The sequence below is a fragment of the Kribbella sp. NPDC050470 genome (assembly GCF_044458365.1).
Classification (GTDB): Bacteria; Actinomycetota; Actinomycetes; order Propionibacteriales; family Kribbellaceae; genus Kribbella.
On the sequence record NZ_JBITHV010000006.1, the window covers coordinates 73,875 to 99,907 of the forward strand.

Here is a 26,033-nt window from a genome sequence, read left to right on the forward strand (position 1 = left end):
CCCGACCCCCGCCGGTCTATATCCAGTATCCACCGTCGTCAGGTCGCCGAGATCGGGCGGCGGGCCAGGTCGGCGGCGCCGATCAGGCCGGCGTCGTTGCCGAGCTCGGCCAGGCCGAAGGTCGGGTGCGGCCGGTTGGACTTGGCCGGCAGATGCCGCTCGAACGCGACCTGGGCCGACTTGAGCAGCAGGTCCTTGGCCGCACTCACGCCGCCGCCGATCACGACCACGCTCGGGTCGAACAGCGTCACGATGCTCGCCAGGCCCTCGCCCAGCCAGCGGCCGAGGTCGTCCAGCAGCTCGACCGCGCACGGGTCGCCCGCGGCGGCCGCGTCGGTGATCATCGGCCCGGTGAGCTCCGCCGGGTCGGTGATCCCGCAGACGCTCAGCATCTGCGCGGCCGCGAGCGACCCCGACTCCGCCTGGGCCCGGCCTTCCCGCACCAGCGCCCGGCCCGACGCGTACTGCTCCCAGCACCCGCGGGCGCCGCACCCACACCGATGTCCACCCGGTACGACGCGCATGTGTCCGAGCTCGGCCGCGACACCGTGCTCGCCACGCAGCAGCTCGCTGTCGATCACCACCCCGCCACCGATCCCGGTGCCGACGGTGATGCAGACCATGTGCTCGACGTCCTTGGCCGCGCCGAAGGCGAACTCGCCCCAGGCGGCCGCGTTCGCGTCGTTCTCGACCACGACCGGGATCTTCAGCGTCTCCGCGACCCGGGCGCCGAGCGGCTCGTCCCGCCAGGCCAGGTTCGGCGCGAACAGCACCGTCGAGCGGTCGGACGACACGAACCCGGCAGCGCCGATGCCCACCGCCTCGATGTCGTTCCCGGCGATCAGTTCTGCGGCCGCGTCGCAGATCGCGGCGGCGGTCTTGTCGACCGAGTCGGCCGGGGTGTCACGCTGCGTCCGCGCGCCGATCGTGCCGTCGTCGCCCACGACGCCGGCTGCGATCTTCGTTCCGCCGACGTCGATGCCGATGGTCAGTCCCATGGTTCGGGGTCCTCACTCACGTCGATCCGGTCCACCCGGGGCCGGCTCGGCTCCTCCTCTTGCTGTGAGGATCGCGACGCTGCGTCCTCCCGCGCCTGCCTGGCGGCCTCGGCGGCTGCCTCCAGCAACGACCGCACCGACCCGAGCACGTGCGCAGCCGCCGTCGACAGCTGCTCGATGGTCTCCGGGCTGGTGTTGCGCACCTTGTGGATCAGCTGGCACACAGGGCACCACTGACAGTCCGGCCCGAGCTTGTGCTCATGCGGCTCGTCCACCGCGGCTTCCGCCGTACCCTTCGTGTCGGCCGCGTTCTGCAGTATGGCGAACAGCTTGGCAGCCTCCTCGGCGACAGAACCGATGGGGTCTTTGGTCACCGGCCCTCTCCGATCGCGGCTTCGCGTTCGCGGCGTTGGGCGTGGTACTCGGCTGTCAGGCCTTGCGCCAGCTCTTGCGCCGACTCCAGCGGCCCGGCTCCACTTGGTACGTCGTTGGGCACCGAGCGAGCGAGCTCCCGCGGAGCGAACCGCACCTGCAGCCGGCCGTCGTCCAGCCGCGCGCCCGCGACCACACCACGCGCCAGTGCGGCCGGCAGCGGCAGCACGCGGCGGTAGGACCCGACCGTGATGATCAGCTCGTCGCCGTGCCGCGCCAGCTCCAGCTCACTGGCGGATGCCAGCGGCAACGGCATCGTCAGCGTGTACGTGCGGCCGTCGGTGTCGATGTGCCGGTCCACCCACAGCGAGGTCTCGTCCGTCGCACGGGCGAACGGGTCGTCCCCGCCGTACATCTCGACGGCGAACGCGGCCAGCTCCTCCACACCCACCGGCTCACAGACCCGGTACGGCGACTCCCAGATCGGCAGCGGCCGGAACGAGTCGGCGACCTCTTCGAGGATCCCGCGCTGCGCCGCGACCCACTGACGCCGCCAGCTGTCCGCACCGGCGGCGGGGAACACCCGGTTCGCCACCACGCCGTCCACTCGGTAGCCGTAGAGCGACAGCCGGGTCAGCGAGCGCCGCGCCTCGGCCACGACCACGGTCTCCGGCGTGAGCACCAGCCGCACGGACGCGTCCGGCCCGGCCAGCAGCGTCTTGATGTCCGACAGGTCGCTCTGCAGCCGCCGCAACGCGTCGAAGACGGTGTCGTCCGGCATCGGCAGCGCCGACCCGCGGCTGAGGAACGGCCGGAAGGTCCGCATCACCTTGCGCTCGGCGTTGAAGATGCGGTCCATGTACCAGTTGAGCGCCTCGGGCAACGCAAGCAGCCGCAGCGTCTCCGCCGTCGGCGCGCAGTCGACCACGATCACGTCCCAGCGGCCGGACCGGACGTGGTCGCGCACCTCGAGCAGCGCGAGCACCTCCTCGGCGCCGGGCAGCACGGTCAGCTCCTCGGCCTCGATCGGGTCCACCCCGACCATGTGCAGCACCGACCGCAGGTACGACTGGATGTCGCCCCAGGACCGCTCGAACCGGCGCTGCGCGTCGATCTGCTGGACGAACAGCAGGTCGTCGATCTCGGTCGGCTCACCGCCGACCTCGGAGTCGAACGCGTCCGACAGCGAGTGCGCGGCATCGGTCGACAGCACCAGCGTGCGCAGCCCGCGCAACGCGGCGAGCGTGGCAGTGCCCGCGGCGGAGGTCGTCTTCCCGACGCCGCCCTTACCTGTGTACAGCAGAACCCGGGTCACTGGATCAGGACTCGACGCGCTTCTTCAGGCCCTTGAGAGCCGTGTCGATGATGACCTTCTCCGCCTTCCGCTTGAGCATCCCGATCATCGGGATCGCCACGTCCACGGCCAGCCGGTACGTCACCTCGGTGCCCTCCGCCCCCAGGTCGCGCAACACGTACGCGCCGTCCATGCCCTTCACCATCTTGGCCTGCACCAGCGTCCAGGTCACCTCGTTGCGGGACCAGGTGTAGTCCAGCGTGTACTCGTCCGAGATCGCCCCGGCGTCCACCTTGAACCGCACCTGCTTCGGCCGGCCCGCCTCGTCGGTGGACAGCACCTCGGTCTCCCGCATCGAGTCGGCCCACTCCGGGTACGCCGCGAAGTCCGCGATCACCGTCATGATCTCTTTCGGAGTCGCGTTCACCACGATGGTCGAGGTGGTCTGTTCCGCCATCGATTCACCTCTTAGCTGCCGTGACGTGTGGAGCGGAGTCGCCGGTGGGCCGGTTCCCTCCCCGGAGACTATCGCGGGATCGGACCCGGTACGGCGCTCGCCCGCGGCGCGGCCCGCCTCGACTTCGTCCTTGAACCGCCACAGCCGCTCCCGGTACTGCGCGACGTACCGCTCCCGGAGCCTGTTCAGGGCCCGGCCGCGGACCGGTTTCGCCGGGTCGACACGCAGGTACCAGTGCACCACGACCCCGTCCCGGACCCGCTCCAGCCACCACTCCGCCGTACCGGTCGCCGCACCGGTCACGGACCAGCGGACACCCTCCAGGCCGCGCCGCTCGGACGGCGTCAGGATCAGGTCCGGCCACCACTCCCGCCACAGGGTGTCCGAACCGAGCCGCTCGGCGACGTAGGCTGGATCAGCAACGACCAGGTCGTCGCAACTGATGTCGAGCGTGGGCATTGCTGAGGGGCACCTGTTCCTTGAGTCACATGAACCTGGCTACTTCTGGGTAGGTGACTGTAGCGTGCGCCGGAAGTCGACGATTCGTGACCGACTAGGAGACGACGCGGATGCGTGAGTACACCGTTCCTGCTGTGACCGAGCCACCCACGGGGAGCCTGAGCGACCCGGTCTGGGCGAACGCGTCCTCTCATCCTGACACCGCGGTGTTCAGCCGACGTGCCGAGGGAGGCTGGCTGGACATATCCGCCGCCGAGTTCGCGCGCCAGGTGACCGCGGTCGCGAAGGGCCTGATCGCGGCCGGCGTGAAGCACGGCGACCGGGTCGCCCTGCTGAGCGCGACCCGGTACGAGTGGACGCTGGTCGACTACGCGCTCTGGAGCATCGGCGCGGTCACGGTGCCGATCTTCGAGACCTCGTCGGCGTCGCAGATCCAGTGGATCCTGACCGACTCCGAGGCAGTCGCCGCGGTGGTCGAGACCGCCGCGCACGGCGCCGTGGTGGAGTCCGCCCGGGCCGACGCGCCCGCACTGCAGGAGATCTGGCAGCTCGAGGCCGGCGCGGTCGAGGAGCTCACCGTCCTCGGCCAGCAGGTCTCCGACGCCGAGTTCGACAAGCGCCGTACGGCGGTCGAGCCGGGCGACCTGGCGACGCTGATCTACACGTCCGGGACGACGGGCCGGCCGAAGGGCTGCAAGATCAGCCACGCGAACTTCCTGGACGAGCTCAACCCCGCGGTGAAGGTGCTGGACGACCTGTTCGACGCGAACGGCGCGAGCACGCTGCTGTTCCTGCCGCTGGCGCACGTGTTCGCCCGGATCATCCAGGTCGGCTGCGTGATGATGCGGGTCAAGCTCGGACACAGCGCGGACATGAAGACCCTCGTCGAGGACCTCGGCGCGTTCAAGCCGACGTTCATCCTGAGCGTGCCGCGGGTGTTCGAGAAGGTGTTCAACTCGGCCAGCCAGAAGGCGCATGCCGAGGGCAAGGGCAAGATCTTCGACGCCGCCGCGGACACCGCGATCGCGTACTCGCGGGCGCAGGACAAGGGCGGCGCGTCGTTCGGTCTGAAGGCCAAGCACGCGCTGTTCGACCGGCTGGTGTACGGCAAGCTGCGGGCCGTCCTCGGCGGCCAGGTCCAGTACGCCGTCTCCGGCGGCGCGCCGCTCGGTGACCGGCTCGGCCACTTCTTCCGCGGCATCGGCGTACCGGTGCTGGAGGGCTACGGCCTGACCGAGACCACCGCCGCGGTGGCGGTGAACCTGCCCGACGACATCCGCATCGGCACCGTGGGCCGGCCGCTTCCTGGTGTGACGGTCGGCGTCGCGGAGGACGGTGAGCTGTGCTTCAAGGGCGGCCAGGTGATGCTCGGTTACTGGGAGAACGACGACGCGACCGCGGCCGCGATCGACGCCGACGGCTGGTTCCACACCGGCGACCTCGGTGAGTTCGACGTCGACGGGTTCATCAAGATCACCGGGCGGAAGAAGGAGATCCTGGTCACCGCCGGCGGCAAGAACGTCGCCCCGGCCGTGCTCGAGGACCGGATCCGCCTGCATCCGCTGGTCAGCCAGTGCATGGTGGTCGGCGACGGCAAGCCGTTCATCGCCGCTCTGGTCACGATCGACCCGGAGACGATCGTGCCGTGGGCGTCCGAGCGCGGCAAGCCCACCGACGTCCCGTCGCTGGTGGGCGACGAGGACCTGATCGCCGAGGTGCAGAAGGCCGTCGACGACGCCAACGACGCCGTCTCCAAGGCCGAGGGGATCAAGAAGTTCACCATCCTCCCGAACGACTGGACCCAGGAGTCCGACGAGCTCTCCCTCAAACTCTCCCTCCGCCGCCACATCGTCATGCGCAACCACGCCGCCGACGTAGAAGCCCTCTACGCCAAGTAAGAATCGGTCAGCGCCTGAGGAACAGCAGGACTGCCAGGACTCGGCGGGACTCGGCGCCGGTGGTGGGGATGCCGAGTTTGGTGAAGATGCTGGAGACGTACTTCTCGACTGCGCGGACGGTGATGACCAGGCGGTCGGCAATGCCCTGGTTGGAGTTGCCGGCGGCCATCAGGGCGAGGACCTCGCGTTCGCGCGGCGTGAGCTGGTCCAGGGGGTCGTCGGTACGGCGGCGGGACAGCAGCGTGGACACGATCTCCGGGTCGATCGCCGAGCCGCCGGCCGCCACTCGCCGTACCTGGGCCAGGAAGTCGGGGACGTCGCTGATCCGGTCCTTCAGCAGGTAGCCGACGCCTTCCGCGGAGTCGGCGAGGAGCTGCATCGCCAGCCCCGGTTCGACGTACTGCGAGAGCACGAGTACGGCGATCCCGGGATGCCGGGACCGGATGTCCACGGCGGCGCGGAGCCCTTCGTCGGTGTGGGTCGGCGGCAGCCGAATGTCAACAATCACAACGTCGGGCAAGTGCACTCGCAGTACGGCGCGCAGCTCGTCGGCGTCGCCGCAGCGCGCGATCACGTCGAATCCGGCGTCGCCGAGGAGCCGGGCGAGTCCTTCCCGCAGCAGCACGCTGTCCTCGGCGATCGCTACCCGCACGGCAGCTCCGCCCGAAGCCGGGTGCCCGCACCGCGCGGAGTCCAGATCCGCAGCCGGCCACCGAGAGACTCGACGCGATCGGCCAGACCGCGCAACCCGCTGCCGCGCTCGGTGTCCGCACCACCGATGCCGTCGTCAACGACCTCGACCACGAGCACGCCGCCGGCCACGTGCACGTCCACGCTCGCGGTCCGCGCCTGGGCGTGCTTGCCGATGTTGGTGAGGCTCTCGCTCACCACGTAGTACGCGGCGACCTCTACAGCCTCCGGCAGCCGCTCGACCAGCTCCACCTTCAGCTCGACCGGCACCGGTGCTCGGGCGGCCAACGACTCCAACGCGACCGCGAGTCCATGCGCGGTCAGTACGGCGGGATACAGACCGCGGGCGACATCGCGCAGTTCGTCGAGGGACACCGCGATCTCCTTGCGCGCCTGACTCAGCAAGGCCTTCGCCGCCGGATCCGACCCGAGTCGCGTCTCCAGTACGCCGAGATCGAGCGAGAGCGAGACGAGTCGCTGCTGGGCGCCGTCGTGCAGGTTGCGCTCGAGCCTCCGCCGTTCCTGCTGGCCGGCCTCGAGCACCCGAGCCCGGGATCCGCGGAGCTCGTCGACGTTCGCCCGCAACTCGGCCTGCAGCCGCCCGGTCTCGATCGCGATCGCGGCCGCGGCACTGACCGCATCGAGCAGATCGGGCTCCTCGTTGAGAGCCGGGTGGTGCAGCAACGCCGCGACCCGCATTCCGTCGCGCTCGATCATCGTGACCCGGTCCGGATCGGCCGGGAGGTCCACCGGTCGGCCGTCCTGGTCCGCCCAACTGCCGAACTGCGGCAGCCAATAGACCAGGTCCACCGACGGATCCCGCAGTGCGTGCGCCAATGGGCCGCGCAGGTCGAGCGGGTCGGCGCGCAACGCGAGTACCAGGTCGCCAACCGCCGTACGCGCGAGCCGAGCCTGCAGCAGACCGCCGAGATATGCGAGCGGCGCGAGACCGATCAAGGCCAGGCTGACCGACCGGACCGCCGGGAACGCCGGCCCTTCGAAGACACCGACGACGAGCAGCACGGCGATCATCAGCAACCCGAGCATGAACGCGTCGTCGAGCAGCGCCAGCGACCGACGCAACGGCCTGCCGTCCGCGCGCCGCCGTGCGATGAGCAACCCGACGCCGGTGAGCGCGACGCCACTGATCACGAGCAACTCGATCGCGTGCAGCGGACCGGCCACCTCAGGTACGTCGGCGATCGTCAGCAGATGCCCGCCGCCGGGCCCACCGAGCAGCATCACCAACAGCTGAACGCCGAGCGCGAAGACGTACCCGGTTCCGACCAGCACCCGCTCGTACCCATGCCGCAGCCGGCCCGCCGGAAACGCCAAGCTGACATGGACGACCAGCACCAGCGGCACCAGGTCGAGCGCCTGTCCGATCGTGTGGGGGAGTGCCGCGCTCGACCAGATCAGCGTGCTCGCCAGCACGCCGAACCCGGTCACGATCATCAGCGGCCCGAACCGGTTGGCCGGCCGGCGCGTCCAGGCGATCAGCCCGCTCCCGGCGTACGACGTGGCGATCCAGAGGATCAGGGCCGCGTGCAGCGGATCGGTTCCGCCGGCCGCGGCGAGCGCGATCGCAGCACCGATCGCGACCAGCAGAGCGGCCGTCGTCAGCACCAGCACGGGTCTCGTCGGCATCGGTTCCCCTCGTTCAAGCTACGCCCGGGGCCGGGTGATGACCAGAAACCCGAACCCCCGATCGGCCAGCCGGCCGCCTTACCGCCCGGCTCCCGCGCTGCCAGCGTGGAAAGGGATCGGAGGGGGTCGGAGCGATGAAGACGCGGATCATCCAGGACGAGCCGGCGAAGGCTCAGGTCACCACGAGCCTGCTGGCGGAGATACGCCGTACCGGGAGGTTCACTCCGGTCGCGTCGTACCAGGTGTTCGGCTACGTCTGCGCGGCCGTGCTCGTGCTGAGCGGACTGGTTCACGTGGTCGTCTTCCTCGTCGACGGCGGGCCGTGGGAGGGGCCGGTGTCGTGGCGGAAGCCGATCGTGTTCGGGCTGTCGTTCGGCATCACGCTGGCGACGATCACCTGGCTGATGAGCTTCCTGCGGTCCGGTCGGGTCGGCGGCTGGATCGTCGTCGGGATCTTCGCGCTCGCGTCGCTGGGTGAGGTGTTCCTGGTCTCGATGCAGACCTGGCGTGGGGTCGCGTCGCACTTCAACGAGACCACCGCGTTCGACGGGTCGGTGTTCTCGTTCATGGGGATGCTGGTCGCGGTCCTGGTGCTGGTGACGGTCTACGTGACCGTGCGGTCGTTCGTCCGGATGGACGCGCCGACGTCGCTCGCCTGGGCGATCCGGCTGGGGCTGCTGCTGATGCTGGTGAGCCAAGGGGTCGGCGCGCAGATGATCGCCGAGGGCGGCAACACCTTCGGTACGGCGGGTGCCCTCAAGGTGCCGCATGCCGTCACGCTGCACGCCGTCCAGGTCCTGCCGGCGTTGGCGATCCTGCTGCTGGTGTCCAGGTCGAGCGAGCGTCGGCGGGTCCGCCTCGTCGTCCTCGGCGCGGTCGGGTACGCCGTCCTGATCGCGTCGACGATGGTCCAGACGTACGACGGCCGCGGTCCACTCGACCTCAGTCCGCTGACGACCGCGCTGGCCTTGACCGGCGTCATCCTGCTGGCCGGCGTCGTCGTGGTGGCGCTGCTTGGGGTCAGGCGATCAAGAAGCGGTTGACCTCGTTGATCAGGACCGGCCAGGCGGGTTCGTGTTCGGTGATGATGTGGTTTGCGCTGTTCAGGAAGACCAGGCGGCTGCCGGGGATGAGCTTGGCGAGTTCGTGGGCCTGCGATTCGGGTACGCGGATGTCGTCGCGGGAGTGCACGATCAGGGTCGGGCAGCGGACCCGCGGGGCGACGGCCGAGACGTCGATGTGGGCGAAGGCGTCGAGGAAGCGGACGACGTTCTCCACCGAGGTCGTGGCTCGCTGGAGCTCGTTGAACGCATCCCACGTCTCCCGGGGCGCATCCGGCAGGAACTGGCTGGCGAACACCTGCCGGAACGCGGCGTCGCCGCGCCGCCAACTCACCTGGCCCAGCGTGAGATCCAACGACGCCTCCTGCCGCTCCTCCTCGGTTCGCGCCCGGGCCAGCCGGCCGCGGCAGTAGGCGCCGACCAGGACGAGCTGGCTGACCCGGTCCGGGTGCCGTTCGGCGTACTTGATCGCCACCGCGCCGCCCTGGGAGACGCCGAGCAGCGGGAACTGGTCGACGCCCGCTGAGTCGGCGACCAGTTCGAGATCCTCGACCCAGGCGTCGAGGCCGAACTCGGTCACGTCCCAGTCCGACAGTCCGCAGCCGCGTTCGTCGTACCGGATCAGGCGATGGGCGCCGGCGAGCCACTGGATCCAGTGCCGCCAGATGATGCTGCTCCACTCGTGATCGAGATGGGTCAGCCAGTTCGCGGCCTTCACCAGCGGCGGTCCCTCGCCGCAGATCGCGTACGCGAGCCGAACGCCGTCGGGGGAGTCGCAGTAGTGGATCTCCTGCGTCTGGCACTCGGCCGGAAGCGCTGACTCGCCGATCACCTCGACCGGGGCGACGAAGCGATAGCCGACGCCGTGCACGGTGGCGATCACCTCTTGCCGGTGCCCGTCGTCGCCCACTGCGCGGCGGGCGTCCTTGAGTCGAGTGGTCAGCGCGGAGTCGCTGATGAAGCGGTTGCCCCAGACGACGTCGAGAAGCTCGATTTTCGGGACCACGCGGTCGCGGTGCTCGATCAGGTGGACCAGGACACCGAAGACCTGGCGCTCCACGCGCACCGGATCGCCGCCCCGCCGGAGCTCGAACCCGCGGGGATCCAGCTCGCAGCCGTGGAAGCGGTACATCCGCAGGTCCCCTCTTCCGAGAGTGTGCCACTCTCCAGCCCTTCTCGGGACGGTCTGCAGAACTTCTTCATGACTCGCCCGCGCCCCGGCTGCCAGCGTGATCCGAACGGGTTCGCGGCCAGGGGGTGGCCGGCCCGCCTCCATTCCGGGGGGAATCAGCATTCCGAGGGGGAATCAGCAATGTACGACGACCGACTGGGCCACGCCGTGGTGATCGGCGGAAGCATGGCCGGCATCCTGACCGCACGCGTTCTGAGCGACCGCTTCGAGCAGGTCACCGTGATCGAACGGGACCAGTTGCCGGACGGGCCGGACGTCCGCAAGGGGGTGCCGCAGGCGCGTCACCTGCACGCGTTCTGGGCCGGCGGGATGGAGGTCGTCGAGCGATTGCTGCCTGGTGTCGAGCGGGACCTGCTGGCGGCGGGCGCCGTACCGATCGACCTGCCGACGGAACTGGCGTGGCTGACGCCGGCCAGCCGGTGGACCCAGCAGTTCCCGGCGACGCAGCGCCTGGTCTCGGCGACTCGTTCGCTGCTCGAGTGGATCGTGCGGAGTCACGTCGAGAAGGTCGGCAACCTCAGCTTCTACACCGACCATGAGGTGACCGCGCTCAGGCTTGGCGCGTCCGGCGAGGTCGCGGGGCTGACGCTGCGCGGCCGGCACCCGGGTACGACGGCCGACCTGCCTGCCGACCTGGTCGTCGACGCGAGTGGGCGCGGGTCGAAGCTGCCGGACTGGCTCGGGGAACTCGGGTTCGCGGCTCCGGAGGAGAGCATGGTCGACTCGTTCCTCGGTTACGCGACGCGGCTGCTGGAGATCCCGGACGGGTTCAGCGCCCGCTGGAAGGCCGTCTACATCCAGAACGCGCCGCCCGTCCAGCCGCGTGGCGGCATCATGTTCCCGATCGAGGGCAACCGCTGGGTGCTGACGCTGATCGGCGGCGGCCGGGACTACCCGCCGACCGACGACGACGGGTTCCGGGAGTTCGCGGGGACGCTGCAGAGTCCGCTTTTGTCGGACGTGCTCGACGTCGCCGCGCCGGTCTCGCCGATCTGGGGCTACCGCCGGACCAACAACCGCTGGCGGCACTACGAGAAGCTCGCGATGCCCGGCCGCCTGGTCGTGGTCGGAGACAGTCTGTGTGCCTTCAACCCGGCGTACGGCCAAGGGCTGACGGTCGCCGCGAAGGAGGTGGATGTGCTCGCGGACGTTCTCGCCGACTGCCGATCCAGTGCCGACCTGCCGCGTGCCCTGACGGGCGCCCAGCGATCGATCGCCGGCCGCGTCAAGGGTCCCTGGATGCTGGCCACCGGCTCGGACCTGCGCTACCCGACAACCGTCGGCGCCCGCCAGACCCGAATGGACAAGCTCGTCAACAGGTACCTCGACCGCGTCCTCACCGCCGTCTCCGACGACCGGGTGGTCAGCGCCGCCTTCCTCCGCGTCCTGAACATGTACGACGACCCCCAGGCGCTCTTCTCGCCCCGCCTCATGCCGCGCGTCCTCCGCCGCCCCCGCCGGTCCGTCCCCGTCTCGAACGCGTTCACCATCGCGGAGGAAACATCGGATGTTTCAGACGTAAAGGTCTAGCTAGCCCCCGCCAACGCCGTTAGGATCCCGGGGATTCATAGGATCTGTTCCGGGAGGCAGTGTGACGGCGCAGCGGCTGTACTACGACCGGCCGGCGGGGGAGTGGGTGGAGGCGTTGCCGCTCGGGAACGGGCGGATCGGGGCGATGTGCTTCGGTGCGGTCGGGGCGGACCGGATCGCCCTCAACGACGAGACCTGCTGGTCGGGGAGCCCGGAGACGGCGCGGTTGCTGTCCACGCCGCTCGGCGCCACCGGGGCCGAGGCGGTCGACGAGGCGCGGGCTGCGCTTGCGGCCGGGGAGATCGAGCGGGCGCACGAGTTGGTCCGCGGGTTCCAGGCCGGCCATTCGCAGGCGTACATGCCGTTAGGCGACCTGGTGCTCGATCTTCAGGTCGGCGACGCCACGCCGACGTCGGACGACGCGACGCAGTACGGGCGGATTCTTGATCTCGACACTGCGACGGCGACGGCGTCATACGAGGTCGGCGGGGTTGAGGTCCGGCAAGACGTCTTCGTGAGCGCGCCGGCCGGAGTGCTCGTACTGCGGATGACTGCCTCGCAACCGGTGACGCTGACCGCGCGGCTGACCTCGCAGCTGCAGTCACGACCGCATGCAATCCCCAACGGGCTCGGCCTACTCCTGCAGGCGCCGGCGAACGTCGCCCCGCCGAGCCGCGACGCGGTCGATCCGGTCCGCTACTCCGACGGCGCCGACCGCGGCATGGCAGCGGCCATCGCCCTCCGCACCCGGACCGACGGCGAGGTGACGGCGACCGACACCGCCCTCACCATCAGCCACGCCACCGAGCTCACCCTGGTCCTCTCCACGGCCACCGGGTACGACGGTCCGTCGACCCCACCCAGCCGCACGGCCGAGGAATGCCTCGCCCAGGCCGACGAGAAAGTCACCGCGGCCCTCGGCCGTGAGTACGCCGAACTGGTCGCCGAGCACACCCGGGATCACCAGGAGCTGTTCCGCCGCGCGTCCCTCGAGCTGACCGGTCTTGCGGACGTAGCGGATCTGCCCACCGACGTGCGGCTGTCCAGGCACGGTGACGATCCGGCGCTGGCAGCGCTGGTGTTCAACTACGGCCGCTACCTGATGATCGCCGCCTCGCGACCGGGCGGCCTGCCGAGCAACCTGCAGGGCATCTGGAACGACATCCTGCAGCCACCGTGGAGCTCGAACTACACGGTCAACATCAACACCGAGATGAACTACTGGCCGGCCGAGACCACCAGCCTGCCCGAGTGCCACGAGCCACTGCTCGACTTCCTCGGCCACCTCGCCGAGGCAGGACGCCGTACGGCGAAGGAGCGGTACGGGTGTGGCGGGTGGGTCGCTCACCACAACGTGGACGCCTGGTGCTGGACGATCCCGGTCGCGGGCAAGCCGAGCTGGTCCAACTGGCCCATGGCCGGCGCGTGGCTGGTCCGGCATCTGTGGGACCACTACGCGTTCGGCGGCGACCTGGAGTTCCTGGAGCGGGCCTGGCCGATCCTGCGTGGCGCGGCGGAGTTCTGCCTGGACTGGCTGGTCGAGCTGCCCGACGGCAGCCTGGGCACGTCGCCGTCGACCTCACCGGAGAACACCTACCTCGCCGACAGCGGGCCCGCGTCGGTCACCGTCTCGTCGACGATGGACCTCGCACTCATCTTCGACCTGTTCCACCGCTGCGAGCTCACGGCCGAAGCGCTCGAGCTGTCCGACCCGCTGGTCGAGCAGTTCGCCGCAGCCCGCAAGCGGATCCCGGACCCGCCGATCGGTGGCCAAGGGCAACTGCAGGAGTGGGCCGCCGACCTGCCCGAGGAGGACCCGCACCACCGGCACATGTCGCACCTGATCGGCCTGCATCCCGGCGACTCGATCACCCCCGACGCCACGCCGGCCCTCGCGGCCGCGGCAGCCCGGACCCTCGACCTGCGCGGCGACCAGGCCACCGGTTGGTCGCTGGCCTGGAAGATCAACCTGCGAGCCCGGCTCCGCGACGCCGCCGGCGCGCACCGGCTGGTCCGGGCGTTCCTCACGCCCGCCCACGAGACAGGCACGGACTACGTCGGCGCCGGAGCCGGCGTCTACCCGAACCTGTTTTGCGCCCACCCGCCGTTCCAGATCGACGGGAACTTCGGCGCCACGGCCGGGATCGCCGAGATGCTCCTGCAGAGCCACACCGGGGAGCTCGAGCTGCTGCCCGCCGTACCGGCCGAGTGGGCGACCGGGCGCGTGACCGGGCTGCGGGCACGTGGGGGAGTGACGGTCGACCTGGCCTGGTCACCGGCCGGCGTGGAGGCCGTGCTCACCACGAGCCGCGACCAGCAACGCATCATCCGGTACGGCGACCAACGCATCCCGGTCACGTTGACGGCAGGCGCCGTACACAGTCTGGATCTCAGCTCTTCCGGCGGTTGAGCCTCAGCTCTTCCGGCGGTTGAGGAAGGCGAGCATCGCCTCCTGAGCGGCCGGGGAGCCGAACAGCCCGGCCGAGAGCTCGGCGAGGTCCTTGCCACGGGCATCGATGTCGGCGAGCAGCTCGCGGTTGAGCAGCATCTTGGTCTCCCGCAGCCCCTGCGGCACGCCCTTCAGCAGGGACTCCAGGACAGTGCCGACCGCGGAGTCGAGCTCGGCCTCGGGAACAGTCAGAGTCACCAGCCCGAGCCGCGCCGCTTCCAGCCCGTCGAACCCGTTGCCGGTGAGGAAGGTGTACGACGCGGCGCGGTCCGTGAGCCGTGGAATGACGGTCAGCGAGATCGTCGCCGCGGCGAGACCCAGCCGGACCTCGGTGAGCGCGAACGTCGAGTCGGACGCCGCGACACTGATGTCGGCCGCCGCGACGATCCCGATCCCGCCGGCCCGGACCGGTCCGGCGACGCGGGCGACGACGGGCTTGGGGTTGGCCACGATCGCCCGCTGGACGTCGACCATCCGTTGCGCGCCGACGCCCATCCCGACCGTGGTCGCCTCGGACAGGTCGGCGCCCGAGCAGAACACGTTCAGCGCCGACCGGATCACGATCACCCGGACCGCGTCATCGCCGCCCGCCGTCTCCAGCCGCCCGAGCAGCTCGCCGGTGAGCTGCTGCGAGAGCGCGTTCTTGTTGTGCGGCGAGTCCAGGGTGATCGTCGCCACGCCGTCGGCCACCTCAAGATGCACCAGTTCCGTCATGAGGCCATCCTGCCCTGTCCACCTGCCGACCGCTGTGACCCGAACCGCCTTCGGTGGCCTCCATGGGCTACTACGATCGACCGCTCGACAACACTGACGAAGGAGTGACGTGATCGACCTGAGTGAGTCGGTTGCCATGAAAACCGTCAAGTTCGACCGGCCGGTCACCGGCCAGGAGCTCATCGACGCCGTGCGAGCCACCTGCGAGAGCGAGAACGGGCGAGCGGACGAGTTCGGCTCCCGACGCGGTGGCGGTTTCCACGAGGAGAAGAAGTACGACGACGGCTACTTGTACGTCGTCGGCCGCAGTTCGTCCACGCCGTACAAGAACCTGTTGGTGACACCGGACAAGGACTCCGCCTACATCAAGCCGGGGGAGACCTACGCGTCCGCGGTGGTCGTCCGGCACGATCACGCGGCCCAGGGACACCAGACTCTGGGGCGTTTCAGCGTCGACGACGAGATCGATTCCGTCCTCGAGTTCAGTGAGCAGCTGGCGCACACCGTTCGGCACGGGCGGCATCTCGGTGGGGAGATGGCGCGCGACCCGCGAGGTCCGGGTGTGGACGATCGTGGGGAGCAGGTTGTGCGGGCCGAAGACACCGCGAAGACCTGGGGACCGCGGTCGGCCGCCCGCACGCAGGGCACTGGTCGCGGCTACTGAAACCCACCGCCCCCTGGGCCGGCGGTCCGTGAGGTGCGTCGTCGAGGGCGGCTGGGTGAGGTGCGCGGCCGGCGAGACTGGGTCAGGAGGCCGCTGGCGGCGAGGCCGGGCCGAGCGGGTCCGCGTGCCGGTGCGCGATCTTCCAGTCGCCGTCCTCGCGGCGGAAGACCATGGTCGCCCGGAGGACGTGCGGGATCGGCTCGGGCCGGTGCACGTACTCGACCGTGCACCGCTCGATCGCGACGTAGTACGCGGTGTCCGTGCTGACGTGCTTCTCCAGGTACTCGAACTCGACCCGCGCGGCACTCGGCCGGAACTGCGCCGCCGCCCACTCGTACCGCGGCCCGACCTGGGACCAGCCGACCTCGAGGCCGCCGAAACCGCCGAAGATCGAGGTCTGCTCGCTGCGCGACACCAGCGGCAGCCACAACGAGACGTCGCCGTTGACGAACGCGGTGTTCGCCTTCTCGTACTCCTGCAAAAACGATTCGAAGCTCTGGCTCATTTCCCGTCAGCGTACGCGGGCGACAGTTCACGAGCGAGATGCTCGACGAACAGCCCGACGTCGGTGACGATGCCGCGGGCCTGGGACGAGCCGCGGTCGGCCAGCTTGGTCACGGTGGCCGGGTTGATGTCGACGCAGGTCAGCGGGATGGACGCCGGCAGGATGTTGCCAGTGGCAACCGAGTGCAGCATGGTCGCGGCCATCAGGCAGTAGCCGACGCCGGGCAGCTCGGCCCGCATCGCCCGCTGGCCTTCCAGTACGTCGGTGTAGACGTCCGGCAGCGGCCCGTCGTCACGCACCGACCCGACCAGCACGAACGTCTTGCCCATCTTCACCAGCGCGTGCATCACGCCGGAGGTGAGCACTCCCTGCTCCACCGCGGCCGCGATCGAGCCGGCCTTGCGGATCGTGTTGATCGCCCGGATGTGGTGCTCGTGGCCGTGCTCCACCCCGCGACCACGGGCCAGGTCGACGCCGAGCGACGTACCGTAGAGCGACGACTCGATGTCGTGGGTGGCCAGCGCGTTCCCGGCGAACAGGATGTCGACGAAACCGGCCTCGACCAGCGCCACCATGGCCGGCGCGGCGCCGGTGTGGACGATGCCCGGGCCGCCGACCCAGAGCACCTTCTGGCCGTTCGCCTTGGCCTCGCGCATCCCGTCCGCGACCTGCTTGACCAGCACCCGCTGCGGCTTCTCGCTGGAGACGTCCGACTCCATGAAGCCGAACCCCTCCTCGGTGTTCACCGCGATCGGCGGGATCACCTTGACGCCCTGGGCGCTGGTGATGATCTTCATCCCGGCCTTCACGTCGGACATCGGGATGGTCCGCACGGTCTCGCCCTCGACGAGCAGGCCGCAGTCCATCTCCGGGTTCTGCACCGCGACCCAGTGGCCGCCGAGCCGGACGCTGGTCGGCAGGTTGGTGGTCGAGTAGAAGCCGTCCGGGAACACCCCGTCCTGGGACACCTCGGTGATCTCCGGCGTGCCGGGGTCGACCAGGTTCGCGCCCTTGGTCTGGATCCGCATCAGCAGTCGCTGCAGGGACTCCTCGTCCTCCGCGCCGACCGTCATCCGGACCGTGGAAGGGTCGTCCTTGTCGTAGCCGAGGTCGAACCGGTCCAGCGTGTACTCGCCGCCGTACCCGCGGATGTCGTCCAGGACGCGGGACAGCAGCCCGGAGTCCATCAGGTGGCCGGTGATCTCGACGGTCTCGGTGACCTGCACGGGTTACCTCCCTCGGTGTTCGTCGGATTGTCCGACGATCCGCACTCTAGCGTGCCGGTGTGACAAATGCTTCACCCGGCCCGGAGTGCGGTCCAGGGTCTAGACCACAGCGCCGTCGTCGCCGGTGTCGTCCGGGGGGAGCCGGTCCTTCATCCGGATCACCAGGGTGAGGAAGCCGGCGATGAAGCCGACCACCGCGATCGTGGTGATCCGGCCGGTGCCGAAGTCGAGCACCGCCGCGGCGATCAGCAGCAGCGGGCCGCCGAGCAGGCCGAGCCAGGCGAGCCGGCTGATCCAGTCCAGTCGCGGGCCGCGCGGCGGCTCCGGCGGGACGTAGTGGTCGTGCGGGTCGTCCGCCTTCCGGACCGGCCGCGCCTCCTCCTCGTCGTCCTTCTCCTCGGCCGCGTCCAGCCCGGCCGGCACATCGATCAGTGGCTCGTACTTTTCGTCGACGTCCTCACTGGCCGGCCACCGCGGCACCGGCGTCTCGCCACCGTCGTGCCCCGGCGCCGACGGCGCGTTGAACTGCTCGACCAGCGACTTCCACTCCGCATCCTCGGTACTGCGGGCAATCACCGGCCGAGCCCGTTCCACTGCCCCCGAATCCACGAAGATCTCCTCGAAGCCGGCCGGCACCCGAACCGGTTCCTCGGCCTTCGCGGGCGCCTCGGGCTTCTCGTTCACCTCTGCCTCGGCGCCGACCTCCACCGGGTCCGCCGTACGGCCGTCGGTCTCGGCTGCTTCCGCCGTACGGGACTCGCCGGGAGTCCCGCAGTACGCGGCGATGCCGGCTTCGGCGAGGGCGGTCAGGACCGGGTCGGCGACCAGGGGGTCGATGCTGCCCAGCGAGGTGTAGTCGGTGGCGGTGAGGCCGTTGTCACGCATCGGCGACCTGCTCTCCGACTGCGCTCAGGCGCCGAATGAAGGCTGCGGAGTCCGCGAAGATCCGCGGTGCGTCGTTGTCCAGAGTTGCCACGTGATAGCTGTCCTCGAGCAGGGTCTCGGTCACGTCGCGGGACGAGATCGAGGCCAGCACGGTGCGCCCCGAGCTCGGTTCCACCACGTGATCGACAGTACTGCGGAACATCAGCACCGGCTGTGTGACCTTCGCCAGATCGTCCCGGGTCAGCTGCCACAACTGCGACAGCGAGCGCAGCGCCCGCAGCGGCATCCGGTCGTACGCGCCCTCGTCGACGCCCGGCTTCTTGATGTCGTTCGCGACCCCCGGGAACGACGGCACCAGCCGCGACAGCACCGGCAGCAGCACCAGCCGCTTGTCGTCGGTCTGCACCGACGGGTTGATCAGGACCAGACCGGAAACGTCGGTCCCGTGCTGCTCGGCCAGCCGCAGCACCAGGCAGCCACCCATCGACTGCCCGGCCAGGAACACCTGGTCGTGCTCCTTGCGCAACCGCTCCAGCTCGTTGTCCAGTACGGCGTACCAGTCGGGCCAGCCGGTCTTGTTCATCTCCTGCCAGCTCGTCCCGTGCCCGGGCAGCCGCGGCACGGCGACGCCGTACCCCTCGGCCGCCAGGTGCTCCCCGAACGGGCGCATCGACCGCGGCGAGCCGGTGAAGCCATGGCTGAGCAGCACCCCGACGGCGGCGTTCGGCCCGGCTCCCGGGCTGCGGAACTCCTCGGCATGGGGTTGCACTGGCACGGTCGACTCCTCGCCGGTCATGGTCCTCACAGGCGGTCTGGCAGGTAGCACGCCCACCGCAGGCCAATGGTCGCATCTGGGCTGCATCCAGTCTGCATCCAGGTGACAACACGGTGAGCAACACGGACATTCCTGGCGGTGACATTGCCTGAGGAGGAAGCTGGAACGTAATGTCCTGCACCGACGGTGGACGCCGGAGCTGTCGTGACCGTCGCCACCGGAGGACACTGGTGCCGGACGAGGTACGGGCCGAAGATGGCCGGTGGTTGGCGTGTCGGGCGAGTGACGGAGGTCGAGGCGAATGCTGTACCTGTTCCTCAGACGGTTCTTGGTTGCGCCACTGGTGAAGCTGTTCTTCCACCCCAAGGTCACCGGGCTCGAGCACATCCCGGCCACCGGACCGGCCCTGCTGGTGAGCAACCACCTGGCCTTCTGCGACTCGATCTTCCTGCCCGTCGCGGTGCCTCGCCAGATCGTCTTCCCGGCGAAGTCGGAGTACTTCACCGCCCCCGGCCTCAAAGGCAAGCTGGTCGCGACCTTCTTCCGGTCGGTCGGCCAGATCCCGATCGACCGCTCCGGCGGCCGCGCCTCGCTGGCCGCGCTGAACACCGGCCTGGAGATCCTGCAGAAGGGTGACCTGTTCGGGATCTACCCCGAAGGCACCCGCTCGCCCGACGGCCGGCTCTACAAGGGCAAGACCGGCGTGGCCCGGATGGCGATCGTGGCCGGCGTGCCGGTGATTCCGGTGGCGATGATCAACACCGAGAAGCTGCAGCCGCCCGGCAAGGTCTGGCCGAACTGGTTCTACCGGGAGAAGGGCCGCCGGCTGCCGCGGCTGGTCCGCCCGGGCGTCGCGTTCGGCAAGCCGCTGGACTTCTCCCGCTACGAGGGCATGGAGCGGGACCGGTTCGTACTGCGCTCGGTCACCGACGAGATCATGTACGCGCTGATGGACCTGTCCGGCCAGGAGTACGTCGACATGTACGCCGACAAGGCCAAGGAGCTGATCAAGGCCGGCGAGTCGGTCGACGAGCACGTCCGGCTCGGCGACACCAAGGCGAGCTGACGCCCGGTTGCCCGCCCGGCGGGTGAGGATGGTCGGCATGGAGAGCGACCTGAACGTCCTCGGCGAGCCGCTGGAGGAGTGCGGTACCGACCCGGTCACCGGGTTCTACCGTGATGGCTGCTGCACGAGCGGCCCGGAGGACCTCGGCAGCCACACGGTCTGCGCGGTGATGACGGCGGAGTTCCTCGCCCATCAGGTCTCGGTCGGGAACGACCTGGTGACCCCGCGCCCCGAGTTCCACTTTCCCGGCCTGAAGCCGGGTGACCGCTGGTGCGTGGTCGCGGTCCGCTGGTTGCAGGCGTACCACGAGGGCGCTGCGGCTCCCGTCGTACTGGCGTCGACCCATTCTCGGTCGCTGGACACCATCCCGCTGGCGGTGCTGCGGGAGCACGCTGTCGACGTACCTCCGGATCTCAGCGCGCTGACCTGAGACGGTCACGGGTGGTCGTGGGCGCTGGCCTAGAGTTGGGGCCATGCAATTCGCGACGTTGACTGCGGGGGAAGTGCCCGGTGTGCCGAGCCTGGACGAGCTGCGGGCGCTGAAGCCGCTGCAGCAGCCGGAGTGGCCGGACTCGGCGGTGCTGGACCAGGTGATGGGCGAGCTGCGGACGTTGCCGCCGCTGGTGTTCGCCGGTGAGTGCGACGACCTGACCACGAAGATCGGTGCGGTCGCCCGCGGCGAGGCATTCATCCTGCAGGGCGGCGACTGCGCGGAGACCTTCGACGGCGTGACCGCGGAGAACATCCGGGCCAAGCTGCGGGTGCTGCTGCAGATGGCCGTCGTACTGCAGTACGCCGCGAGCGTGCCGGTGGTGAAGGTGGGCCGGATCGCCGGCCAGTACGCCAAGCCGCGCAGCTCCGGCGAGGAGACCCGGAACGGCGTCACGCTGCCGTCGTACCGGGGCGACGCGGTCAACGGGCTCGAGTTCAGCCCCGAGGCGCGGATCCCGGACCCGCGGCGGCTGCGCGGGGTCTACAACGCGGCCGCGGCGACGCTGAACCTGACCCGCGCGTTCACCACCGGTGGGTACGCCGACCTGCACCAGGTGCACGCCTGGAACACCGACTTCGTGAAGTCGTCCCCGGTTGGGCAGAAGTACGAGCGACTCGCCTCCGAGATCGAGCGCGCGCTCGCCTTCATGCGGGCCTGCGGGGCGAACTCGGAGGAGTTCCACACCGTCGACTTCTACGCCTCGCACGAGGCGCTGATCCTGGAGTACGAGCACGCGCTGACCCGGATCGACTCCCGCACCGAGCTGCCGTACGACGTCTCCGGCCACCTGCTGTGGGTGGGGGAGCGGACCCGCCAGCTGGACGGCGCGCATGTCGAGTTCCTGGCCTCGCTGTCGAACCCGCTGGGCGTGAAGATCGGCCCGACCACCACGCCGGACTACATCCGGACCCTGATCGACAAGCTGAACCCAAAGGGTGTCGAGGGCCGGCTGACCTTCATCACCCGGATGGGCGCCGGCAAGATCCGCGAGGCGCTGCCGCCGCTGCTGGAGGCGGTCCGCGACCACGGGTCGCCGATCGCGTGGGTCTGCGACCCGATGCACGGCAACACGTTCGAGACGCCGAACGGGTACAAGACCCGCAACTTCGAGGACGTCATGCACGAGGTCCAGGGCTTCTTCGACGCCCACGAGCAGGTCGGGACCTGGCCGGGCGGGATGCACATCGAGCTGACCGGTGACGACGTGACCGAGTGCCTAGGCGGCGGTGAGGAGCTGGTCGCGGAGGACCTGGTCAACCGCTACGAGACCGCCTGCGACCCGCGGCTGAACCGGCACCAGTCGCTCGAGCTCGCCTTCCTGGTCGCGGAGCGGCTCCGCGGCGCCCAAGCATGATCTGGGTGCCTGCATGATCGATCTCCGGTCGGACACCGTCACCCGCCCGTCGGCGGGGATGCTCGCCGCGATGACTTCGGCACCGCTCGGCGACGACGTGTACGGCGAGGACCCGACGATCAACCGGCTCGAGGAGACCGTCGCGGACCTGCTCGGTCACGAGGCGGGTCTGTTCACGGTGACCGGTTCACTCGCCAACATCCTCGGCGTCCGTGCGCTCGTGCCGCCGGGCGCGGAAGTCCTGTGCGAGGCGAGCGCCCACATCGCCCGGGCCGAGCTCGGCGCGCACGCGGCCGTCAGCGGCGTCACCACGCGAACCTGGAGCGCGCCGGCCGGCCAGATCGACCTGGAGCAGATCCGCGCGCTGATCGCTGCTGACCTGGGCGCCTACTTCGTGCCGACCGCAGCCGTCTCGGTCGAGAACACCCACAACTTCGGCGGCGGCGCCATCCAGCACGCGTACGACGCGCTGGCCGACGAGCTCGATGCCCGTGGCCTGCCGCTCCACCTCGACGGTGCACGGCTGTGGAACGCCTCGGTCGCGTCGGGTGTGTCGATGGCGTCGTACGCGTCCCGGGCTGCCGCTGCCAGCGTCTGCCTGTCCAAGGGGCTCGGCGCGCCGGTCGGCTCCGTCCTGGTGGGCTCTGTCGAGCTGATCCGTGAGGCGCGGGTGTGGCGGAAGCGTCTCGGTGCGGGCTGGCGACAGGCCGGCGTGCTGGCTGCGGCCGGGTTGTACGCGATCGAGCACAACGTGGAGCGGCTGGCCGAGGACCACGCCAACGCTCGGCTGATTGCCGACGTACTGGCCGATGCTGCGCCCGGGTCGGTCAAGCCCGACCAGGTCGAGACCAACATCGTGGTCGCCGACCTCGCCGCCACCGGCAAGTCGGTGCCTGAGGTCGTCGAGGGCGCTCGCGCGGCCGGCGTACTCGTGGGCGGCGTCGGGCCGACCCAGCTGCGGGTCGTCACGCACCTCGACGCCTCTACCGAGGACTGCCGCACCGCAGCGGAGACGCTGGCTCGCGTGCTCGACACCTGAGTTGTCCACAGGCGCTGGCACGAGCTTGCTGCTCGGCGAGATAGGCTGCGGTTGTCGGGTCGGCAGCATTCGGGGAGAGCCGTGCGAGAGATCGTCGTGTTCAGCGGAAGTGCCCACACTGGTTTGGCGGAGCGGATCTGTGCCGATCTCGGCGTAGCGCTCTCACCGGTCGAGATCCATCGGTTCAGCAACGACTGCTTACAGGTCCAGCTGCAGGTCAACTGCCGGCAGCGGGACGTGTACATCGTCCAGCCGCTGGTGCCACCGACCCAGGAGCACCTGATGGAGCTGCTCCTGATGATCGACGCCGCGCGCGGCGCCTCGGCGCAGCAGATCACCGCGGTGATGCCGCACTACGCGTACGCGCGCTCCGACAAGAAGGACGCCTCCCGCATCTCGATCGGCGGCCGCCTGGTCGCCGACCTCCTGGTCGCGGCCGGCGTCGACCGTGTCCTGACGATGGCGCTGCACGCGCCGCAGGTGCACGGATTCTTCTCGGTCCCGGTCGACCACCTGACCGCGATCGGCGTACTCGCCGACCATTTCCGCGGCCGCGACCTCAGCGACACCGTCGTCGTCAGCCCGGATCTCGGCAACGCGAAGACCGCGACCCAGTTCGCCCGCCTGCTCGGCCTGCCGGTCGCCGCGGGCAGCAAGCAGCGGATGGCCGATGACCGCGTCGTCATCGACGCCATCGTCGGCGACGTGTCCGGCAAGCGAGCCATCATCCTCGACGACGAGATCGCCACCGGCGGCTCGATCATGGAGCTCCTCGACCGCCTCAAAGACCTCGGCTGCACCCAGGCCGCCGTCGCCTGCACCCACGGCCTCTTCGCCGGCCCCGCAGTCGAGCGCCTCCGCTCCCACCCCTCGGTCACCGAGGTCATCAGCACCGACACCGTCCCCCGCCCACCCGGCTTCCCCGAACTCCAGGTCAGCTCCGTCTCCACCCTCTTCGCCGAAGCCATCAAACGAATCCACGAAGGCGAATCCGTCAGCAGCCTCTTCGACGGCGTAGACCCCACCCACGCCCCACCCCAACCCAAACTCCCGTTCTAACTGCTCCACCCCACGCGTACTGCGCATGGTCCGACCCACGCGTGCCACGCGGGCGCCTTTCGTCGCTCCGCTCCTCCCGGCGCCCACTACGCCCGCTCCCACCCACCCCCCGGCGTACCGCCGGTGCATCCTCCCCGGCTACCGCCGGGCTCTTCCGGCTATCGCCGGGACCTGCGGGCTATCGCCCGCCGCGACTACTCGGCCGGCGCTCGTGGTCAAGCGGACTGCGACGGTCGTGACCGCACGGAATGCGTCTCTTAACCACGCGCCTTGAGTTCGACGATGGCGAAGCGGGCCTGATTCCCCCAACCGCTGATTCCCAGCCGAGCGTGATCGATGGTGCTGATGGCTCGCCACCTCGGCTCCGGCCGCAGTCCAGCCAAGTCACGATCCACACCAGCGCGTCGGATGACCCGCCAGCTCATCGCCGGCACATCCTTCGGCTACCGCCGGGGGCGGTCGGCTACCGCCGACGTCTGTGGATTGCCGCCCGAAGGCGACACTTGGCGCCCGCGGTCAACCCGATTGTGATGAGCGTGAGCGTGGCAACGTCCTATTGGCAAGGGAACCGGGAAGGCGTTCACGTCAGTGCGCTGAATACCAGTTGGCCTGCGCCCCTTAGCGAGGGCGCCCCAGAAGTGGGTAGGTTTGGAGGCGGCGAGCGGCTACCGTCGGCTCACTAGTTCCGGCACCACCGATTTGACTTCGTACTCATTGCGAAACGGGCTCGAGTTCCTCGATCTTGCCACCCGCTCGCTACGGATTCCGGAGCCGAGCGCGCTCGAGCAGGCCGTTCTGAACCTGCACGTCGCGGCAGAGATCCTGGTTCAATGTCCGTCTCGAGCGAATCCGGTGGCAGTTGGTCGTCGCAGACGAGAACCCGATCGAGCCTCGTATGAGAGAGGCGAAGTCCGCAGTGTGATGCTGCGCGGCGCCATCCGGCAGCGCACTGCAGATCGCTGCGTCATCCAGCCACCCGGCAACCGCCTGGGCCCATTACGCACACGACTCACTGAGGAAGCTTCTGTGACCCCTGACGGTATTGCCCTGCGCCACTCCACCGTGATCGACGACGTGTGGAACACGCTGATCGAGGTGTATGCCGACGTACGTGCGGATCAACTTCATCTCCCGCACTACTCGGTCGAGCGATTCGGAGAACAGCTCGCCCGGCACGCGTCCGATCCCGGCTGGGAGGTTGTCATCGGCTACGACGCGGAAGATCCGGTGGGGTTTGCGTACGCGAACTCGCTCACGCCCGACGACCGCTGGTGGCGCCGGATGACCACGCCGCTTCCTGACGGCTGCACCGAAACGCCGACCGTGGCGGTGAAGGAGATCATGCTGCGCAAGCCGTGGCGGGGTCAGGGGATCGCCCGGCTGATTCATGACGAGCTTCTCCGCGATCGTCCCGAGGCCCAGGTCTCGTTGCTGGTCAACGCGCTGAACGGTGACAGGAAGGTCAAGGCACTCTACGAATCCTGGGGTTACGAGCGGATCAGTACACAACAGCCGTCCATCGACGACCCGATCCTCACCGCGATGCTCCGGCGAACGCGTCCTGCATCGCAGTCTGCAGGTTGAGTCGGCACGCCAGCGACCTGCCGGAGACGTTGGGTGGGTCCCGCTCTGCGTGGCTTTCGCCCTACTTCTCTCTCAGGATCGGCGAGTGGACGCTCGTTGCGACGTGGATGGCCGATGACCGTTCAGCGCTCCGGACGAGGACAGCGAAGCGGGCGTCAGGGCTGCTTCTCGTCGCCCTTGTGAAGTGCCTTCGCCTCGGCTTCCGTGCGTTTGCGAGCTGCGCGTTCGCGCTTGAGGCGCGGTTTGAGTTCTGCGTCCCAGCTAGGTAAGGAATCGCCGTAGGGGAGCAGCTTGTCGTAGGCCTTGCGGGCGTTGAGAGTGTCGAGGACATCATGTTGCATCGCGAGTGAGAACGCGTCCTCGATTGTGAACGTCGTGAGCTGGTGGCGGGCGGCGAGGCGCTGCCCCTTGAGGTCGTCGATGGACACGACCACATCCATTCCGCGTCGGCGAGCGAGAACGCCGTGGTAACGACGACGCATTCGCCTAGGTCTTCGCTGCTGTTGCTCTTGGTGCGTCCTGCCATGATGTTCGGGTGGCGGGACCGGACCTGAGCGAGCAGTGTCGCGGCCTCAGGCTCCGCGGCGCTGATCTCGGGAATCTCGACGGTGCAGGCGTCGGA

General features: G+C 69.5%; 24 protein-coding genes. 11 read left to right on the forward strand and 13 right to left on the reverse strand.

Going from position 1 to position 26,033, the window contains the following annotated elements; all coding sequences use genetic code 11:
- Positions 1-38: 38 nt before the first annotated feature.
- Genes ACIBGM_RS18475 through ACIBGM_RS18490 form a run of 4 tightly spaced genes read right to left on the reverse strand, consistent with a single transcriptional unit; the run spans position 39 to position 3,580 of the window.
- Positions 39-998, reverse strand: a complete 960-nt coding sequence (locus tag ACIBGM_RS18475) for an ROK family glucokinase (RefSeq protein WP_360529963.1) — start codon at positions 996-998, stop codon at positions 39-41.
- Positions 989-1,372 (reverse strand): hypothetical protein, encoded by a 384-nt coding sequence (locus ACIBGM_RS18480; RefSeq protein WP_396386263.1) that lies wholly within the window; start codon positions 1,370-1,372, stop codon positions 989-991. Before ACIBGM_RS18480 ends, ACIBGM_RS18475 begins: the two co-directional genes overlap by 10 nt.
- The gene (locus tag ACIBGM_RS18485; RefSeq protein ID WP_360529969.1) at positions 1,369-2,685 is read right to left on the reverse strand and encodes an ArsA family ATPase; all 1,317 of its coding nucleotides are present in this window, start codon (positions 2,683-2,685) and stop codon (positions 1,369-1,371) included. The genes ACIBGM_RS18480 and ACIBGM_RS18485 overlap by 4 nt, the downstream gene beginning before the upstream one ends.
- Before the next feature lie 4 nt (positions 2,686-2,689).
- Positions 2,690-3,580, reverse strand: a complete 891-nt coding sequence (locus tag ACIBGM_RS18490) for an SRPBCC family protein (RefSeq protein ID WP_360529972.1) — start codon at positions 3,578-3,580, stop codon at positions 2,690-2,692.
- Between the two features lie 110 nt (positions 3,581-3,690).
- On the opposite strand from ACIBGM_RS18490, the gene ACIBGM_RS18495 reads away from it, so the two are divergent.
- Positions 3,691-5,478: an AMP-dependent synthetase/ligase gene (locus ACIBGM_RS18495; RefSeq protein WP_396386264.1), complete on the forward strand. Its 1,788-nt coding sequence runs from the start codon at positions 3,691-3,693 to the stop codon at positions 5,476-5,478.
- Between the two features lie 7 nt (positions 5,479-5,485).
- On the opposite strand, the gene ACIBGM_RS18500 is transcribed toward ACIBGM_RS18495, so the two are convergent.
- Both ACIBGM_RS18500 and ACIBGM_RS18505 read right to left on the reverse strand, forming a co-directional pair.
- Positions 5,486-6,130, reverse strand: a complete 645-nt coding sequence (locus ACIBGM_RS18500) for a response regulator transcription factor (protein ID WP_360529978.1) — start codon at positions 6,128-6,130, stop codon at positions 5,486-5,488.
- Entirely contained in the window at positions 6,121-7,815 is a 1,695-nt protein-coding gene (locus ACIBGM_RS18505; RefSeq protein ID WP_360529981.1) for a histidine kinase, read from the reverse strand. The genes ACIBGM_RS18500 and ACIBGM_RS18505 overlap by 10 nt, the downstream gene beginning before the upstream one ends.
- 134 nt (positions 7,816-7,949) lie before the next feature.
- On the opposite strand from ACIBGM_RS18505, the gene ACIBGM_RS18510 reads away from it, so the two are divergent.
- Complete coding sequence (locus ACIBGM_RS18510) at positions 7,950-8,858, forward strand: hypothetical protein (RefSeq protein ID WP_396386265.1); 909 nt, start codon at positions 7,950-7,952, stop codon at positions 8,856-8,858.
- Here the strand turns inward: ACIBGM_RS18510 and ACIBGM_RS18515 are convergent.
- Complete coding sequence (locus ACIBGM_RS18515) at positions 8,836-10,008, reverse strand: alpha/beta fold hydrolase (protein ID WP_396386266.1); 1,173 nt, start codon at positions 10,006-10,008, stop codon at positions 8,836-8,838. The genes ACIBGM_RS18510 and ACIBGM_RS18515 overlap by 23 nt on opposite strands.
- Before the next feature lie 180 nt (positions 10,009-10,188).
- Between ACIBGM_RS18515 and ACIBGM_RS18520 the strand changes: the two genes are divergently transcribed.
- Positions 10,189-11,598, forward strand: a complete 1,410-nt coding sequence (locus tag ACIBGM_RS18520) for an FAD-dependent monooxygenase (protein ID WP_360529989.1) — start codon at positions 10,189-10,191, stop codon at positions 11,596-11,598.
- 61 nt (positions 11,599-11,659) lie between these two features.
- Complete coding sequence (locus tag ACIBGM_RS18525) at positions 11,660-14,008, forward strand: glycosyl hydrolase family 95 catalytic domain-containing protein (RefSeq protein ID WP_396386267.1); 2,349 nt, start codon at positions 11,660-11,662, stop codon at positions 14,006-14,008.
- 3 nt (positions 14,009-14,011) lie between these two features.
- Here ACIBGM_RS18525 and ACIBGM_RS18530 read toward each other — a convergent pair whose 3' ends face one another.
- Complete coding sequence (locus ACIBGM_RS18530; protein WP_396386268.1) at positions 14,012-14,761, reverse strand: enoyl-CoA hydratase-related protein; 750 nt, start codon at positions 14,759-14,761, stop codon at positions 14,012-14,014.
- A 109-nt stretch (positions 14,762-14,870) separates the two neighbouring features.
- Between ACIBGM_RS18530 and ACIBGM_RS18535 the strand changes: the two genes are divergently transcribed.
- On the forward strand, positions 14,871-15,425 hold the full coding sequence (locus tag ACIBGM_RS18535; RefSeq protein ID WP_360529998.1) for a hypothetical protein: 555 nt from the start codon (positions 14,871-14,873) through the stop codon (positions 15,423-15,425).
- A gap of 82 nt (positions 15,426-15,507) precedes the next feature.
- Here ACIBGM_RS18535 and ACIBGM_RS18540 read toward each other — a convergent pair whose 3' ends face one another.
- From ACIBGM_RS18540 to ACIBGM_RS18555, 4 genes are all read right to left on the reverse strand, one after another.
- Positions 15,508-15,930, reverse strand: coding sequence for a YybH family protein (locus ACIBGM_RS18540; protein ID WP_396386269.1), 423 nt, complete (start codon positions 15,928-15,930; stop codon positions 15,508-15,510).
- Complete coding sequence (locus ACIBGM_RS18545) at positions 15,927-17,156, reverse strand: TIGR00300 family protein (protein WP_360530004.1); 1,230 nt, start codon at positions 17,154-17,156, stop codon at positions 15,927-15,929. Before ACIBGM_RS18545 ends, ACIBGM_RS18540 begins: the two co-directional genes overlap by 4 nt.
- Before the next feature lie 99 nt (positions 17,157-17,255).
- Entirely contained in the window at positions 17,256-18,041 is a 786-nt protein-coding gene (locus ACIBGM_RS18550) for a hypothetical protein (protein WP_360530007.1), read from the reverse strand.
- Positions 18,034-18,816, reverse strand: a complete 783-nt coding sequence (locus ACIBGM_RS18555) for an alpha/beta fold hydrolase (RefSeq protein ID WP_360530010.1) — start codon at positions 18,814-18,816, stop codon at positions 18,034-18,036. The genes ACIBGM_RS18550 and ACIBGM_RS18555 overlap by 8 nt, the downstream gene beginning before the upstream one ends.
- A gap of 301 nt (positions 18,817-19,117) precedes the next feature.
- Here ACIBGM_RS18555 and ACIBGM_RS18560 point away from each other — a divergent pair, with 301 nt between their 5' ends.
- From ACIBGM_RS18560 to ACIBGM_RS18585, 6 genes are all read left to right on the forward strand, one after another.
- Positions 19,118-19,882 (forward strand): lysophospholipid acyltransferase family protein, encoded by a 765-nt coding sequence (locus ACIBGM_RS18560; RefSeq protein ID WP_360530013.1) that lies wholly within the window; start codon positions 19,118-19,120, stop codon positions 19,880-19,882.
- A 37-nt stretch (positions 19,883-19,919) separates the two neighbouring features.
- A complete protein-coding gene (locus tag ACIBGM_RS18565) occupies positions 19,920-20,312 on the forward strand; it encodes a DUF2237 domain-containing protein (RefSeq protein ID WP_360530016.1) in 393 nt (130 codons plus the stop codon).
- A gap of 43 nt (positions 20,313-20,355) precedes the next feature.
- Positions 20,356-21,729, forward strand: coding sequence for a class II 3-deoxy-7-phosphoheptulonate synthase (locus ACIBGM_RS18570; protein WP_360530019.1), 1,374 nt, complete (start codon positions 20,356-20,358; stop codon positions 21,727-21,729).
- Positions 21,730-21,742: 13 nt separating this feature from the next.
- Complete coding sequence (locus ACIBGM_RS18575) at positions 21,743-22,768, forward strand: threonine aldolase family protein (protein ID WP_396386270.1); 1,026 nt, start codon at positions 21,743-21,745, stop codon at positions 22,766-22,768.
- Positions 22,769-22,849: 81 nt separating this feature from the next.
- Positions 22,850-23,827: a ribose-phosphate pyrophosphokinase gene (locus ACIBGM_RS18580; protein WP_360530025.1), complete on the forward strand. Its 978-nt coding sequence runs from the start codon at positions 22,850-22,852 to the stop codon at positions 23,825-23,827.
- Positions 23,828-24,475: 648 nt separating this feature from the next.
- Positions 24,476-25,411: a hypothetical protein gene (locus tag ACIBGM_RS18585; RefSeq protein WP_396386271.1), complete on the forward strand. Its 936-nt coding sequence runs from the start codon at positions 24,476-24,478 to the stop codon at positions 25,409-25,411.
- A 155-nt stretch (positions 25,412-25,566) separates the two neighbouring features.
- Here ACIBGM_RS18585 and ACIBGM_RS18590 read toward each other — a convergent pair whose 3' ends face one another.
- Positions 25,567-25,839, reverse strand: coding sequence for a hypothetical protein (locus ACIBGM_RS18590; RefSeq protein WP_396386272.1), 273 nt, complete (start codon positions 25,837-25,839; stop codon positions 25,567-25,569).
- Positions 25,840-26,033: the final 194 nt, after the last annotated feature.

What these genes read in the sequence shown, in the direction of transcription:
- ACIBGM_RS18475 (WP_360529963.1), bottom strand. Translation starts at nt 998, where the DNA reads ATGGGACTGACCATCGGCATCGACGTCGGCGGAACGAAGATCGCAGCC.
- ACIBGM_RS18490 (WP_360529972.1), bottom strand. Translation starts at nt 3,580, where the DNA reads ATGCCCACGCTCGACATCAGTTGCGACGACCTGGTCGTTGCTGATCCA.
- ACIBGM_RS18495 (WP_396386264.1), top strand. Translation starts at nt 3,691, where the DNA reads ATGCGTGAGTACACCGTTCCTGCTGTGACCGAGCCACCCACGGGGAGC.
- ACIBGM_RS18505 (WP_360529981.1), bottom strand. Translation starts at nt 7,815, where the DNA reads ATGCCGACGAGACCCGTGCTGGTGCTGACGACGGCCGCTCTGCTGGTC.
- ACIBGM_RS18510 (WP_396386265.1), top strand. Translation starts at nt 7,950, where the DNA reads ATGAAGACGCGGATCATCCAGGACGAGCCGGCGAAGGCTCAGGTCACC.
- ACIBGM_RS18515 (WP_396386266.1), bottom strand. Translation starts at nt 10,008, where the DNA reads ATGTACCGCTTCCACGGCTGCGAGCTGGATCCCCGCGGGTTCGAGCTC.
- ACIBGM_RS18520 (WP_360529989.1), top strand. Translation starts at nt 10,189, where the DNA reads ATGTACGACGACCGACTGGGCCACGCCGTGGTGATCGGCGGAAGCATG.
- ACIBGM_RS18530 (WP_396386268.1), bottom strand. Translation starts at nt 14,761, where the DNA reads ATGACGGAACTGGTGCATCTTGAGGTGGCCGACGGCGTGGCGACGATC.
- ACIBGM_RS18540 (WP_396386269.1), bottom strand. Translation starts at nt 15,930, where the DNA reads ATGAGCCAGAGCTTCGAATCGTTTTTGCAGGAGTACGAGAAGGCGAAC.
- ACIBGM_RS18550 (WP_360530007.1), bottom strand. Translation starts at nt 18,041, where the DNA reads ATGCGTGACAACGGCCTCACCGCCACCGACTACACCTCGCTGGGCAGC.
- ACIBGM_RS18560 (WP_360530013.1), top strand. Translation starts at nt 19,118, where the DNA reads ATGCTGTACCTGTTCCTCAGACGGTTCTTGGTTGCGCCACTGGTGAAG.
- ACIBGM_RS18565 (WP_360530016.1), top strand. Translation starts at nt 19,920, where the DNA reads ATGGAGAGCGACCTGAACGTCCTCGGCGAGCCGCTGGAGGAGTGCGGT.
- ACIBGM_RS18570 (WP_360530019.1), top strand. Translation starts at nt 20,356, where the DNA reads ATGCAATTCGCGACGTTGACTGCGGGGGAAGTGCCCGGTGTGCCGAGC.
- ACIBGM_RS18575 (WP_396386270.1), top strand. Translation starts at nt 21,743, where the DNA reads ATGATCGATCTCCGGTCGGACACCGTCACCCGCCCGTCGGCGGGGATG.